This window comes from Janthinobacterium sp. SUN073 (assembly GCF_030397665.1).
Taxonomy (GTDB): domain Bacteria; phylum Pseudomonadota; class Gammaproteobacteria; order Burkholderiales; family Burkholderiaceae_D; genus Janthinobacterium.
The window spans coordinates 94371-109243 of sequence record NZ_JAPUBT010000013.1; the positions used below are offsets into that span (position 1 = coordinate 94371).

A 14873-nucleotide genomic window follows, 5' to 3' on the forward strand; every position below is an offset into this window, starting at 1 on the left:
GTTTTTTATTGTAGGTATAATAATTGTCCTGTGGAAATTATTTGCTGTCATGCCTGCTCAAAAATGAAAAAAACGATCATCATCAGCAGCACCGTGGCCGCCTGCCTGCTCGGTGGCGGCGCCCATGCCGAGCACCGCCAGGATTGCGAGAGCATCGAATATGCCCGGCAGTATGGCGTCACGCTGGAAGCAGGGCTGAAGAGCAACGTCGAGCGCATGCGCCAGCAGCAGGCGCGCTATCACAAGACACTCGATGGCATGCTTGCAGAAATGAAGCAAGGCGGTATCTGGTCCGATGAGGACGCCGGCCGTTTCTTCCAGACCGTGTGGACGGATGAGGAGGGCAAGGCGGTCGACGCGCAACGCCAGAAGGCTGGCGAGCGCTACAAAGTCCAGGCGATGGCGGCGCAAGCCTGGAATGGCCAACGCGGCCAGTCGCCGGAAATGCTGCGGGGCATGTGCCTGCTTGGGCCGCGCCTGCTGGAAGACGGTGCGGCGCTGTATGAGGCGCTTGAGTACTCCTGGGCCTATATGCAGACGAAACTGGAACGCGTTGCCAAAGCAAGCAAGGTGAGCAAACCCTGACGTTTGTGCGGAAACAAAAAATGGCGCGAATTGTCTGGACAATCCGCGCCATTTTTTCAAGTGCTGCAGCTTATTGCTTCAGCAGCGGCCCCAGGTATTTACCCGTCACGCTGGCCGGGTTCAGCGCCACATCTTCCGGCGTGCCCGTGGCAATGATCTGCCCGCCACCGGCGCCGCCTTCCGGGCCCAGGTCGACCAGCCAGTCGGCCGTCTTGATGACGTCCAGGTTGTGCTCGATGATGACGAGGGTGTTGCCCTGGTCGCGCAGGCGGTGGATGACTTTCAGCAGCAAATCGATGTCGTGGAAGTGCAAGCCCGTCGTCGGTTCATCGAGGATGTACAGGGTGCGGCCCGTGTCGCGCTTCGATAATTCCAGCGACAGTTTGACGCGCTGCGCCTCGCCGCCGGACAGGGTGGTGGCGCTCTGGCCCAGCTTGATGTAGCCCAGGCCCACGTCGAGCAGCGTTTGCAGCTTGCGCGCGATCAAGGGCACTGGCTTGAAGAATTCATGCGCCTCTTCCACCGTCATGCCCAGCACTTCCGTGATGCTCTTGCCCTTGTAGTGCACTTCCAGGGTTTCGCGGTTGTAGCGCTTGCCATGGCACACGTCGCACGGCACGTAGACGTCGGGCAGGAAGTGCATCTCGACCTTGATCACGCCATCGCCCTGGCACGCTTCACAGCGTCCGCCCTTCACGTTGAACGAGAAGCGGCCTGCGCTGTAGCCGCGTTCCTTGGCCGTCGGCACGGTGGAGAACAAGTCGCGGATCGGGGTAAACAAGCCCGTGTAGGTGGCGGGGTTCGAGCGCGGCGTGCGGCCGATCGGCGCCTGGTCGACGGAAATGACTTTGTCGAAATGTTCCAGGCCGCTGATCGATTCGTGCGGCGCCGGTTCCGTCTGCGAACCGTACAGATGGCGCGACAGCGCCGGATACAGGGTATCGTTGACGAGCGACGATTTGCCCGAGCCGGAGACGCCCGTCACGCACGTCATCAATCCCACCGGCAAGCTCAGCGACACTTTTTTCAGGTTGTTGCCCGTCGCGCCAGTAATGACCAATTGCTTTTCCGGATTGCTGACATGGCGCTTGTTTGGTACGGCGATTTTCAGCTTGCCGTTCAGGTATTGCGCCGTCAGCGATTTCTTGTTTTTGAGAATGTCTTGCAGGGTGCCTTCGGCGATGATTTCGCCGCCGTGTACGCCCGCGCCGATGCCCATGTCGACGATGTAGTCGGCCGTGCGGATGGCGTCTTCATCGTGCTCGACCACCAGCACGCTGTTGCCGATGTCGCGCAAGTGTTTCAGCGTTTCGATCAGGCGGTCATTATCGCGCTGATGCAAGCCGATCGACGGTTCGTCGAGCACATACATGACGCCCGTCAAACCGGAGCCGATTTGCGACGCGAGGCGGATGCGCTGTGCTTCACCGCCCGACAGCGTGTCGGCGCTGCGGTCCAGCGACAGGTAATCGAGGCCCACATTGTTGAGGAACTTCAGGCGCGAAATGATTTCTTTCACGACGCGATCGGCGATTTCCTTCTTGGCGCCCGTCAGTTTCAGTTTTTCAAAGAATTCCAGCGTCTCGCGCAGCGGTTTTCCCGCCACTTCATAGATGGCGCGCTGCTGCTTGCCCGTGCCGACCTTGACGAAGCGCGCTTCCACGCGCAGGCGCGCGCCATCGCATGAGGGGCAGCATTTCTCATTGATGAACTTGGCCAGTTCTTCCTTGACGGCCATCGAATCCGTCTCGCGGTAGCGGCGCTGCAGATTGTTGACCACGCCTTCGAACGTGTGTTCCTTGATGACGGTGCGGCCCCGTTCGTTCACATAGGTAAACGGAATCACTTGCTTGCCGGAACCGTACAACACGGCCTGCTGGGCATTCAGTGCCAGTTGCTCGAACGGCATGTCCAGGTCGAATTCATAATACGCGGCCAGGTTCGACAGCATCTGGAAGTAAAACTGGTTGCGGCGGTCCCAGCCCTTGACGGCGCCGGAGGCCAGCGACAGATTCGGGAACGCGACGATGCGTTTCGGGTCAAAGAATTCGATGTGCCCCAGGCCGTCGCATTCCGGGCAGGCACCCATCGGGTTGTTGAACGAGAACAAACGCGGTTCCAGTTCCTGCAGGGAATAGCCACACACATTGCAGGCGAACTTGTTGGAGTACACGTGTTCCTGCGCGGTATCCATTTCGTAGGCAATGGCGCGGCCATCGGCCAGGCGCAGGGCCGTCTCGAAACTTTCCGCCAGGCGCTGCTTGATGTCCTGGTTCACCTTGACCCGGTCGATGACGACGTCGATCGTGTGTTTTTCCGTTTTCTTCAATTTCGGCAGGTCATCGACTTCATAGATCTTGGCCGCATGCGTGCCGCTCTGTACGCGAAAGCGCACGAAGCCCTGCGCCTGCATCTGCTCGAACAGGTCGACGTGTTCGCCCTTGCGGTTGGCGACGACGGGCGCGAGTATCATCAGCTTGGTGTCTTCCGGCATGGCCAGCACGGCATCGACCATTTGCGACACGGATTGCGCGGCCAGCGCATTTTCCGGGTGGTCGGGGCAGTACGGCGTGCCCACGCGCGCGTACAGCAGGCGCAGATAATCGTGGATTTCCGTCACGGTGCCCACCGTTGAGCGCGGGTTGTGCGACGTTGCCTTCTGTTCGATGGAGATGGCGGGCGATAAGCCCTCGATCAGGTCGACATCCGGCTTTTCCATCAATTGCAGGAACTGGCGCGCGTACGCCGACAGCGATTCGACATAGCGGCGCTGGCCCTCCGCGTACAAGGTGTCGAAGGCCAGCGAGGACTTGCCGGAGCCGGACAGGCCGGTAATCACGATCAGCTTATTGCGCGGCAAATCGAGATTGATATTCTTGAGGTTATGCGTGCGAGCGCCGCGAATGCGGATCTGTTCCATGTGATTGCCTTGCTTTCAGTGAGTGGTGCGGCCGGCGCATTGTGCCTGGGTGCGGATGAGGAGCCACAACGGGTCAACCTGTAACTATAGCCGGGTTTTGCTCTGCATGCCTGAGGTGTCCATGGGCGGATTGCGCCGCCAGGCGAACGTGCCCCGACAAAGTTTGATACAGATGCGTGCAGACGTTTAAACACTGTATATAATACCAGTATTCAAGTTTCTTGTTTTCACCTGCCATGAAAAAAACGTGCTGCCGCACGGGAGAGGGCGTCCGCCAGAAAGCGTGTGCTTTGCGCCGCGTGGTCGCTTATAATCCTCGTTTAGTACACTAAACTACCGCGCGGGACACCGGCTCCCGCTGCAGTTCATCAGGAGTTATTCATGGCATCAGTCAACAAAGTCATCATCGTCGGCAATCTGGGCCGTGACCCGGAAATCCGCTACATGCCTAGCGGCGACGCGATCGCCAACATCGCCGTGGCCACTTCGTACAAATCGAAGGACCGCAATACGGGCGAACAAAAAGAATTGACAGAGTGGCACCGTATCTCGTTTTTCGGCCGCCTGGCGGAAATCGTCGGCCAATACCTGAAAAAAGGCTCGTCCGTCTACGTCGAAGGCCGTCTGCAAACGCGTAAATACACGGACAAGGACGGCGTCGAGAAGTACGCAACCGACATCATCGCGGAACAGATGCAAATGCTGGGCGGTCGCTCCGGCATGGGCGGCGATGCCGGCGGTGGCGATGATAGCTACGGCGGTGGTGGCGGCGGCTACGACGCCCCGGCCCCGCGCCAGGCACCCGCTCCGCGTCCAGCCCCGGCACCGGCACCACGCCCGGCACCGAAGCCAGCACCGAACTTCTCGGATATGGATGACGATATTCCGTTCTAAGACGCAATACGACTCATCTGTAAACAACGCCTCGCACATCCTTGATTTGCGAGGCGTTTTTATTGGATGTTTGGGTCTCTTTTCGGTGCTGCCGGCTTCAGTTCAAGCGGATAAGCGCTCTCTTCCTTGATCTATGTTGGTGATCGCCATCATGGCCCCCCCTATAATTTAAGGACTGCTCTTGGCACTTCATCCGCAGTGCCACACCAGAATAGGGAGACCATGGTGGCTATTTCGACCAAAGCGCCCCTGGTTGTCGATCTTGACGGCACGCTGACGCCAACCGATACCCTGCTTGAATCCATCGTCAAAGTGGTGAAGCAATCCCCGCTCAGTTTGCTCCGCATGCCGTTCTGGCTCATGCGAGGGCGGGCAGGCTTCAAGGAAGCCATTGCGGCGCATGCCAGCATCTCGGGCGAACACCTCCCTTACCGTGCGTCCCTGCTGGATTACCTGCGCGAGGAAAAGCGCAAGGGCCGCATGATTGTCCTGGCGACGGCGGCCCACCATTCGATTGCCGGCAACGTGGCCAGGCACCTGGGCCTGTTTGACAAGGTGCTGGCGACGCAAGCCGGTCACAACCTCAAGGGCAGGGCCAAGCTGCAAGCCATTCAGGAGCAGGTCGGGCCATGCTTTGTGTATGCTGGCGACAGCAAGGCAGATATCCCCATCTGGCAAGCCGCCAAGGCGGCGGTGCTGGTGGATGTCGGCTGGCGTACGGGCCAAACCGTCCGACGGCATGTACCGATCGAACGCGAGTTTCCGGGTGAGCGCGGCGGGCTGGGCGTGTGGATGAAAGCCCTGCGTGTCCATCAGTGGTTAAAGAATCTGTTGCTGTTCGTCCCCCTGCTGACGGCATTCTCCTTCCTCGACCTGGGCAAGATGATCACCATGGCCGTGGCCTTCATGGCTTTCTCCTTGGCGGCCTCCGCCACCTACATGGTCAACGACCTGTGGGACCTGGACAGCGACAGGGCGCACCCCCGCAAGCGGCTGCGCCCTTTTGCCAGTGGCCGCCTGCCGATTCTGAAGGGCCTGGCCGTGGCGGCGGCGGTGTTGCTCCTGGCCCTGGTTCTGGCCTTCTGCGTGTCCCATGCCTTCCTCCTGATGCTCCTGCTTTACCTCGTGCTGACCAGCGCGTATAGCTGGGTGCTCAAGGAATACGTGCTGATTGACGTGCTCATGCTATCCCTGCTGTATACCTTGCGCATCCTGGCAGGTTCGGTTGCTATTGGTACCGCCACCAGTTCCTGGTTGCTGGCTTTCTCGGTCTTCATGTTCCTCAGCCTCGCCCTGGTGAAGCGCTGTGCGGAGCTGCTCACCCTGGAAGAGAATGGCAAGGCAGCCACGCGTGGACGGGATTACCGGGTGACCGACCTGGCGGTGTTGTGGCCCTTGGGGGGCGGGGCAGCCCTCTCTGCCGTGGTGGTGTTCGGGCTGTTCATCAGTGCGCCGGAAACGCAGGGGCGTTATGGCACCCCGCAGATGCTGTGGCTAGTCGCCCTGGGATTGATTTACTGGCTTGCGCGCCTGTGGGTGAAAACATCGCGGGGTGAAATGCACGATGACCCGGTGATTTACGCCCTCAAGGACCACGCTAGCCGCATGACCGTATGCGCCATGGTAGCGATCATGCTGGGAGCGCATTTCCTCGTATTGGGTAGCTACCCATGAAAACGCTCTGCATTGCCATCCTGAGCATCGCGCTATCCGTCATGGCGCAGTTCTCATTGAAGACTGGCATGTCCGGTGCAGGCGTGAAGGCAATGATGGCAGAGCCCAGGTCCTTCATGACCCTCATCAATATTCTTACGGACAAGTATGTCCTGGGGGGCTTCCTCCTCTATGGCTTGGGAGCGGTGGCCTGGCTTGGCGTGCTGTCGCAATGGGATGTGAGCAAGGCCTATCCCCTGGTAGGCCTGGGATTCGTGCTCACCCTGCCCATCGCTTACCTGCTAGGCGAGCAGGTAAGCCTGCCCCGTGTGATTGGCGTGGCGCTGATTTGTGCAGGGGTGTGGTTGGTGGGGAGGAGTTGATGAATGACAAACATGATACCCAACAACAGCAAGATTGGCTGTGGCTGGTAATCATCGCAGGCATCGGCTGTGCCCTGAGGGTTGCGGCGATGGCCGGCTTCCAGCATGTGCCAGAAAGCGATGAACTTGCCTACAGGAGTATGGCGCTCAACTTGCTTGGCGGAAACGGCATTGTCGACAGCATGGGCAACCATGCGATGTATAACGTGGGCTATTCCCTGTTTATTCTCGCCCCTGTCTTTTTCCTCTTTGGCGAAGACCTCCTGGCGGTTCGCTTGGTGAACATGTTCCTGGGAGGGGCGGCAATCATCCTGTGCTATCTGGTGGCCAAGGAAGCGGGCGCAGGCAGGTTGGGGCGTCTCATCGCCGCACTCGCCTGGGCGCTATACCTTCCGAACGGCATCTATGGGATGTATCTGGCCAAGGAAAACTTGATGATTCCCCTGATGCTGGGGGTCATGTGGTGCGCACTGAGATTGGCGCGTCAGCCCTCGAATACAGTGGCAATCGGCTGCGGGGCACTCTTGGGTCTGCTGGCATTGACTGGCAATGCTGCCTTGTCATTGCTGGCGGTCCTTGCCTTGGCGTTGCTGCTGTCTCCCGCATCGGTGGTTCAGCGGGCAAGCATGGCCATGCTCGCGCTGTCAGTTGCGTTGGTGATGTCTGGCCCATGGCTGCTCAGGAACATGCAAGTGATAGGCGCACCTGTCTTGAACACCAATGGCGGCTTCAATCTGTATGTGGGTAACAACCCGGCTGCGACAGGCATGTTTGTTTCCATCTCGGAGACACCACGTGGCCCTACCTGGGATGCCCTTCGGAAAACGGGAGAAGTCCAGGCCTCCGAGACCTTGAAACAGGAAGCTATTTCTTGGGTGCAGGCCCATCCAACTGCGTTCCTGACGTTGGCCGTGAAGAAAGCGGCTTACTTCTGGACGCCCCCCTTCCATGAGGGAAAAGGAGATCAGTCGTCGGCAGAAAAGCTGGTGCGTCTCGTGTGGGCGATACAGTTCCTGGTCCTGCTTGCCGCTGCGATTGGGACGCTGCTGATTCCAAGGCTGAGAAATCGGCAGGTCGCCCTGCTCTGGCTGGCGCTCGCGTGTTACACCGGCGTTCACATGGTGTTTTACGTGATATTGCGATACCGTGAACCCATCATGCCGGTCCTGGCAGTGATGGCGGGCCTGGTGCTGGAATCACTCGTGGCCGCCCGTCCCCGGGCCGCGCATCGGGCCAGATAAGATGGGGGCAGTGCTCAGGGGGCCGGAGACTCAATTGCGCAGCCACATCTCCAGGCGGTAGCTGGCTAGCGCATTCCTGCGCGCCGCATTGCGCATCAAATATGCCTGCACCGTGTACTGGCCGTCTGCCGGCAGGCGACGATGCGGCATATGGAATTCCTCTCGAACGTGATGCCAGCGCACTCGCCGACGATGCCGTCCATCTTGCGCCAGGCCTCGCGTTTGCCTGTACCGCAGTGCCATCTCATGGTACGGATTGCGCTTCTCTGCATGCCGCGGTTTGAATAAAGCCACATTCGAATATTGTTATGATATTTCCGCATAAGGAGAATAATTGCTTTGCAATTGTTTATTTCGCCAATAAAGTTATTTTGGCGATTGTTTATGCGATGGTATATTGTTTGCAATATTTCTTTGGATAAATTTTATCGGAGAGCTTCGCGGGCGTGATGTATGCCTGCAATTCCTATTGCGGCCATTGGTGCGCAGAAAATGTCACGGTCTGAATTGAAGAAAAATCTTGCAATGCATATAGCTGTCGATTCCTCAGGTTCACAATGGTTGGTTCTGGAGCGTATATTCGGGAAAAAGAAAGGCTGGCAGCTTGCATCGCTGGCGGATTTTCAAAAAAGAAAATATCTATTTCTCTTGTGCGATCTACTTGCATTGATTTCCGTCCTGATCGGACTGGCGTGGACTTTATATCCGGGACGTATTTTCCTGCAGTCGTTTCCAGTCAGTATGGTGTTATTGCTACTGGCCGGAAAAGGCCTGCGTTTTAAAACGGCCGCCGTGCTGCCCGTGGCCAGTCGGGAACGATTGGATATCTTTTTAAAAATCCATCTGGGGCTATTGCTCCTTGCCATGGTGCTCTGTCTGGTACAGGTGGGATGTGCGCTGCGGCAGATCTATTTGCTGGCCTGAAAAAGTACCCCGTCCGCCACAAAAACAGGCCGCGCTATCACTGATAGGGCGGCCTGTTTGCGTTGTCTCAAGGTTGCATTGACGCCTTAATTCACGCTGACCTCCTTGCGGTTATCGCGCGGGACGCGGTCGATCATCTTGTTGTACGGATCAACACCCACTTCGAACGGTTTGTCCTTCACGGTGATGGTGATCACCGGGTCGCTGCCCGACACCCTGCGCTTGTCCGTGAACAGGACTTTTTCGTCTTTTTCCTTGGCGCCAGGGGCGCGTGCGAAGATGGCGATTTCCACCGGCTCGTCATAGGCGCGCGCGCTTTCCTTGCCCTTGCCGTCGGACTCCAGCTTGGCCAGGTGCAACTGCATGGTGACATCCCACTGGCCATCCTTGCGCTGCACGGCCGACGCTTGCGTCACGCGGTTGTCGTAGAAGACGATCTTCTCGAACAGGTCCGTGATCAGCGCCTGCTTGTCCTGCGGCGCTTCGGCGCGGATGTAGGCCAGCAGTTCCAGGGTGGTGGTGAACGGCGCCTGCTGGTAGCCCTTGTCCTGCAGATAGCGTTTCAGGGCACGGTTCAGGGCTTCCTCGCCGAGCTCGTCGCGCAGGCGGTAGAACACCAGGCTGCCTTTGTTGTAGTGGATGTATTGCTGTCCTTCCACGCGCGCCAGTGGCAGTTCCTCGATGGCTTCACCGCCGCGCCCGCTCAGGTAGCGGTCCAGTTCATAGCGCAGGAAGCGGCGCATTTTTTCGCGGCCATATTCCTTTTCCATCACCATCAGCGCCGAGTACTGCGACAGCGATTCCATCAGCATGGTGGCGCCCTGCACGTTGGCGCCGATCACCTGGTGGCCCCACCACTGGTGCGCCATTTCATGCGCCGTGACGTAAAACACGTAGTCGATGTCATCCTTGTCGCGCAGGTCGGCGATGAAGCCGATGCCTTCCGAATACGGAATCGTATTGGCAAACGACTGCGCGAAGCTCTGGTAGCCGGGGAATTCCAGGATGCGCACCTGCTTGTGCTGGTAGGGCGTGAACTGGGTGGTGTAATAGTCGAGCGACTTTTGCACGGAGGTAATCATGCGGTCCGTGTTGTAGCCATGCTTTTTATCGAAATAAATTTCGATCGGCAAGCCTTGCCATTCGCCTTTTTTGACTTCCCAGCGCGCCGACAGGTAGGCAAAGAACGGCATCATCGGCTGGTCCATCTTGTAGCGGTAGTAGCGGCGGCCATCCTTTTCCCAGCTTGCCTGCAGGTAACCAGGCGCCAGCGCGATCTGCTCGCCGCTGGTGGAAACCGTCGTGTCGAAATGGATCCAGTCGGCATCGCCGCCCAGCACCGTATTGCCATACGCGGAGGTGTCTTCCAGCTTGGCCATGCGCTGCGGTTCGCCCAGGCCCCGTTTGCGGCGCTCATTGCGATCGGTCAACTCCATTTCCTTCGCGTAGCCGAAGTGGGGGAAGAAGGCCTGGTTGTTGAAGAAGCTGCCGTTCAGGTTGACCTGGTCCGGCGCGCCGCTGTTGGTGAAACCCTGGTGCGTGATGGCCACCGTGAAGTCCAGCGGCAGGGTGGCGCCCGGCGCCAGGGGCCGGGCCAGCTTGAGGATGCTGAAGCCGAGTTCCTTGTCATCGAGCGCGACCTTGTGCTCAGGCAAGTTCAACCAGTGCGTTTCCAGGTCCGGGTTGAGCTGGACGCGCAGGGTGTCGAGCGGCTGCTGCGTCTTGTTTTGCAGCACGTAGTGGCCCTTGATCAGCACCTTGCGTTGCTCAGGATAGATATCCACATCGGCCTGGATATCTGTGATCTTCAGCTGCGGCAAGCCCTTGTATTGCTTGTACAATTTCTCGTAGCGTGCCTGCTTGTCCATGCCGATGTCCGACGTCTCGTACTTGTTCAGCACGTTCGTGTTGTAGAAGATCCAGCCGCCCGTGCCTGCCCAGCACAGCACGACTACGGCCAGGGCGGCGCCGGCGCGGCCTTGCAGGCGCTGGCGGGCCAGGCGCACGCGCGCGCGCCAGTCGGCGGACAGGCCGCGCACCCAGAACGCACGGGCCAGCATGATGAGCGCCACGGTAAACAGGCTCCAGTACAGAGAGAACCAGGCCCAGCCGGTCAGGAAGTGGCCATAGCCATTCATGTCCGAATACTTGATGGCCGGCGTGCCGCCGAAGGCGTACAGATTGTGTTCCAGATGCAGCATGCCCAGCACGGCTTGCGCCACCATCAGCAGGATCACCAGCAGGTAGCCGATGAACTTGTTATTCGACAGCACTTGCAGGGTGAGGGCGCACAAGCCCATCAGCACGAAGAAGAGGGAACCGAGCAGGGTGCCTTTCAGGTACAGGCCCAGCTCCACGGGCGCGCCGCCCTTGACGAGCTGGAAACCGATGGCGGTGATGACGCCCACCAGCAGGTAGCCGGCGATGACGCCGACCAGGGCCGTGCATTTGGCCAGCAGGGGCACCCAGCCGGGTACGGGCATGGCATCGCTGACGTCGGCGATCTTGACCTGGCGCTCCTTGAAGATCAGCTCACCCGCATAAAAGGTGACGATGATGATCAACAGGAAGCTGAAGCTGTTGTTGATGCTTTGCAGCATCAAATGGGTCATCGGATACACGGCCGTGCCGTACATGTTCTTGCCCACGCTGGAGCCGGCGATCAGGTTGATGACGCCGAACAGCAGCATGACGAGAAAGGGCACGCTCTTGAAGATGCCGGCGGCATCGAAGCGCAGGATCTGCCACCACTGGCGCCAGGCCGTTGCCGGGGTAAAGGTGGGAATGCTGCGCGGCAGGTGCGGCGGCGCGGTGACGGCCGGCGCGGCCGCTGGCGCCTTGTGCTTGCCGAACAGGCGCTTGCCCGTGCCCGTGCGCTGCGGCTTGAACAGGATCACGGTGGCGGCAAACAGCACGACGGTGATACCCAGCCACAGCAGGCGGTTGGCCAGCAGGAAACCGGACAGTGGCGGCAGGCTGGCATTCGACTCGGCGGCCGTGAAGTAGCGCGTCATGCGGCCAAAGGCGCGCACGCCGAAGGGGTCGAGCAGCACGGCATACCATTCATTGTTGATGTCGCGCGTAAACACGCCGGCCATGGCCCACAGCACGAAAAAGCCCAGCACGCCCACGTACACGAGCATCATCGAACGCGTGGTGGCTGCCAGCAGCATCAGCAGGGCGCCGATGAAGAGCAGGTTGGGGATGACGATGACGGCGAAGCTCCAGGCATAGGTGTGCAGCGAGAACGCGCCCACGCGTTGCGCATCGACCCAGGGCATGACGGGGCCGAGCATGGTGGCCAGGGCAATGGCGACGAAGATCACCAGGCAGGCGGCAAAGCCGGCGGCGAAGCGGCCAAACAGGTAGTCCCACTTGCGCATGGGCGTGGCGAACAGCATGTCGGCCATGCCCACTTCGCTGTCGCGCAGCACGGCGCCGGCGATGAAGACGGTGACGAGAAACATCGCCAGCAGGCTGAAGATGCCCAGCATCTGCGCCACCACGGTGGGAGCGTTGCGGTTGATGTTGCCGATGGCGCCACCGATCTGCACCGAGTCGCTGGTGGTGGCGCCAAAGGCCATCAGGGCCATGATGACGGCAAAGACCCACAGCAGTGGCTGTTTCAGCTGGTAGACGAGGTCAAACTTGAAAAATTCCTTCCACATGGCGGCCCCTTACGCTGCCACGGCGGCCGAGGTGGCCGGTGCGGCAGCGGGAGCGGCGGCGCCGTGGCGGGCAGCGTTGCGCACGTGCAGGAAGTACACGTCTTCCAGATCCGCGGCGATCTGCACGAAGCCGCTGTCTGGCTGGCTGTCGGCATACACATTGATTTGCGGCTTGCCGCCCACCAGGCGCGTCGACAGCACGTTCAAGGTTTGCTGGTACTGCGCCAGTTCTTCCGTCGTGACACTGCGGCGCCACACCTTGTTGTGCAAGGTGTCGATGGCCGCCTGCGGTTCGCCCTGCACCAGCACCTGTCCCTTGACGATCATGGCCATGCGCGGGCACAAGTCCGTCACATCGTCGACGATGTGCGTCGACAGAATCACCACCACTTGCTCGCCGATCTTCGCCAGCAGGTTCAGGAAGCGGTTGCGTTCGTCCGGGTCCAGGCCGGCAGTAGGCTCATCGACGATCACCAGGCGCGGTGCGCCCAGCAGCGCCTGGGCGATGCCGAAGCGCTGGCGCATGCCGCCCGAATACGTTCCCAGGTTGCGCTTGCGCGCTTCCCACAGATTGGTTTGCTGCAGCAAGGCTTCCACGGCTTCCTTGCGCGGGCCCTTTTCCGTCAAACCTTTCAAGACGGCAAAGTGGTTGAGCAAGGTTTCCGCGCTGACCTTCGGATACACGCCGAAATCCTGCGGCAAATAGCCCAGCTGGCGGCGCAGGCTGGCCTTGTCCTTGAGCACATCGAGACCATCGAAATGGATGCTGCCGCTGTCGGGATCTTGCAAGGTGGCAATGGTACGCATCAGCGAGGACTTTCCTGCGCCATTCGGTCCCAGCAAGCCGAACATTCCGTTGGGAATCTCCAGGCTGACATCATTGATGGCCTTGACGCCATTGGCATACGTTTTGTTCAGCTGTTTGATCGATAGCATGTGCAGCACTCTCCAGAGCTTGGGTCTAAAAGCCGGCAGATACCTGTCTGCCGGTCTGTGCAAGGGGATCGCCCTTGTTTTCTGTCAACCGCGATGGCGGATGTTACTTAAGGGAAATAATATATAAGCAATTGGAAAAAAAGTAATCTTTTTGCGACCGGAGGTGGAAAAACGGGCATGAAATGCCCCAGGCGGGGATGAGTGACGGTGATAAGATCGCGCACTGGATCGACACGACCGTGGAGGAAAGCTTTTCATGCATGCCATAGACAAGATCATCGCCTTGCGCGCCATTGCCCCGGGCGAAGAGGAGGCACTGGCGCGGCTGTTTCAACTGTACTGTTATGACAATGCCGCCTGGAGCGGTGAGGCGTTGCTGGCCGATGGCCGCTACGACGTGTGCGATGCGGGGCTGGCGTCGTATGTGCATGCAGCCGGCCACACGGCCAGCTGGATCGAGGTCGATGGCGAACTGGCCGGCTTTTTCCTCACGGAGCCTGGTATGGCGGGCGGGCTGGCCGTGCAGGAGTTCAGCGATTTTTTTATTCTGAAGCAATACCGGCGCCGGGGCGTGGCGCTGGAAGTGGTGCGCAGGGTGCTGCTGGACAGCGGGCGAACGTGGCTGGTGGCGATGTTCCACGCCGATGCCGCTGCCTGCGCGTTCTGGCGGCACGCGTTTGCGCGCCTGCCGTTTGCCAGGGTCGAGGCGTACGACGATCCGGACTTGCCGCAGTTCCAGCTGACCTTGCTGAAACCGGCGGCCTGAGCGCGTTTAGAAGCGCACTTTCACATACGCTGACGGTCCCGTCAGGCGAATGTTCAGGTCCGCATCGCGTTCGCTGTCGCGGTGCAGCTTGATTTTCGAGATGCCATAATCGGCCACGAAACCGATATTCTTGAACGGAAACCATTCCACGCCGATATTGCCGCCGTAGATGTGACCGTTGATGCGTCCGCCGTTTTTCTTGATGCCCGACGCTTCCGCATACATGCGCAAGTCCGGCGTGAAGGCGTGGCGCCAGCCCACTTCCAGCAGCGGCGCAAACGCATGCTCGCCGATGGAATCGCGCGCCGTGGCCGTTTCGCCATTGACGACACCGGTGGCCGTGCCGTTCAGGTTGGCATGGTAGTAGGCGGCGCCCAGGCCGATGCCGAAGGTGTCGTTGCCACTGCCCAGCCACCATTTATAGGCCAGCTTGGCCAGGTCCAGCTTGAGATCCGCATTCGCGGTGGCCGTGCCCGTGACGGGCTGGCCATTGATGATGGTCTCGCCCGTCAGGCTTGGCGTATAGGATTTGTCGTAGCGGTAGTAGTCGAATGCCAGGCCGTGGCGGTCGCCGATCAGCAAATCCGCCTTCACGCGCGGGATGGTGGTATGGCTGGGCTTTGATTCGGGTGCGTCGATGCGGCCAAACTGCGTGTCGGCGCCGATATTGATGCGCGGATCGGCGGAAAACGCCCCGATCGAGATGCTGACACGGTCCAGCGTGGGCGATGGCTCGGCCCGCACCGTGGCGGCCGCCGTGGCCATGCCCAGCACGCCCAGCATCATGGTGCCGCGCAAGGCGAGGTGGTGCGGACGTGGTGGGGACAGGCGGGCGGGGACGGACGTAACAACCATGGGACAACTCCTCAGAATAAAGTGAAACTATCGCGATGCTTTGGGCGA

11 protein-coding genes are annotated in these 14873 nt (G+C 59.8%); 7 read left to right on the forward strand and 4 right to left on the reverse strand.

Annotated elements, in window-relative coordinates; genetic code table 11:
- Positions 1-63: 63 nt before the first annotated feature.
- Complete coding sequence (locus O0882_RS25680; protein ID WP_289952571.1) at positions 64-585, forward strand: hypothetical protein; 522 nt, start codon at positions 64-66, stop codon at positions 583-585.
- 70 nt (positions 586-655) lie between these two features.
- Here the strand turns inward: O0882_RS25680 and uvrA are convergent, their stop codons facing one another.
- Positions 656-3505: an excinuclease ABC subunit UvrA gene (uvrA, locus tag O0882_RS25685; protein ID WP_289952574.1), complete on the reverse strand. Its 2850-nt coding sequence runs from the start codon at positions 3503-3505 to the stop codon at positions 656-658.
- Between the two features lie 381 nt (positions 3506-3886).
- Between uvrA and ssb the strand changes: the two genes are divergently transcribed.
- The 5 genes from ssb (at position 3887) to O0882_RS25710 (ending at position 8600) form a co-directional block, all read left to right on the forward strand.
- Positions 3887-4399: a single-stranded DNA-binding protein gene (gene ssb / locus O0882_RS25690; RefSeq protein ID WP_058050329.1), complete on the forward strand. Its 513-nt coding sequence runs from the start codon at positions 3887-3889 to the stop codon at positions 4397-4399.
- A 222-nt stretch (positions 4400-4621) separates the two neighbouring features.
- The gene (locus O0882_RS25695; protein ID WP_289952579.1) at positions 4622-6073 is read left to right on the forward strand and encodes a UbiA family prenyltransferase; all 1452 of its coding nucleotides are present in this window, start codon (positions 4622-4624) and stop codon (positions 6071-6073) included.
- Complete coding sequence (locus O0882_RS25700) at positions 6070-6435, forward strand: EamA family transporter (protein ID WP_289952581.1); 366 nt, start codon at positions 6070-6072, stop codon at positions 6433-6435. The genes O0882_RS25695 and O0882_RS25700 overlap by 4 nt, the downstream gene beginning before the upstream one ends.
- Positions 6435-7676 carry a glycosyltransferase family 39 protein gene (locus tag O0882_RS25705; RefSeq protein ID WP_289952583.1) on the forward strand — a complete coding sequence of 414 codons (1242 nt, stop codon included), beginning with the start codon at positions 6435-6437 and terminating at the stop codon, positions 7674-7676. Before O0882_RS25700 ends, O0882_RS25705 begins: the two co-directional genes overlap by 1 nt.
- 453 nt (positions 7677-8129) lie before the next feature.
- A complete protein-coding gene (locus tag O0882_RS25710) occupies positions 8130-8600 on the forward strand; it encodes a hypothetical protein (protein ID WP_289952584.1) in 471 nt (156 codons plus the stop codon).
- 86 nt (positions 8601-8686) lie between these two features.
- Here the strand turns inward: O0882_RS25710 and O0882_RS25715 are convergent, their stop codons facing one another.
- A complete protein-coding gene (locus O0882_RS25715) occupies positions 8687-12268 on the reverse strand; it encodes a M1 family aminopeptidase (RefSeq protein ID WP_289952585.1) in 3582 nt (1193 codons plus the stop codon).
- A gap of 9 nt (positions 12269-12277) precedes the next feature.
- Entirely contained in the window at positions 12278-13204 is a 927-nt protein-coding gene (locus tag O0882_RS25720; protein WP_289952586.1) for an ABC transporter ATP-binding protein, read from the reverse strand.
- A gap of 256 nt (positions 13205-13460) precedes the next feature.
- On the opposite strand from O0882_RS25720, the gene O0882_RS25725 reads away from it, so the two are divergent.
- Positions 13461-13970: a hypothetical protein gene (locus O0882_RS25725; protein WP_289952588.1), complete on the forward strand. Its 510-nt coding sequence runs from the start codon at positions 13461-13463 to the stop codon at positions 13968-13970.
- Between the two features lie 6 nt (positions 13971-13976).
- On the opposite strand, the gene O0882_RS25730 is transcribed toward O0882_RS25725, so the two are convergent.
- Positions 13977-14825 (reverse strand): hypothetical protein, encoded by an 849-nt coding sequence (locus tag O0882_RS25730; RefSeq protein ID WP_289952590.1) that lies wholly within the window; start codon positions 14823-14825, stop codon positions 13977-13979.
- Between the last annotated feature and the right edge of the window lie 48 nt (positions 14826-14873).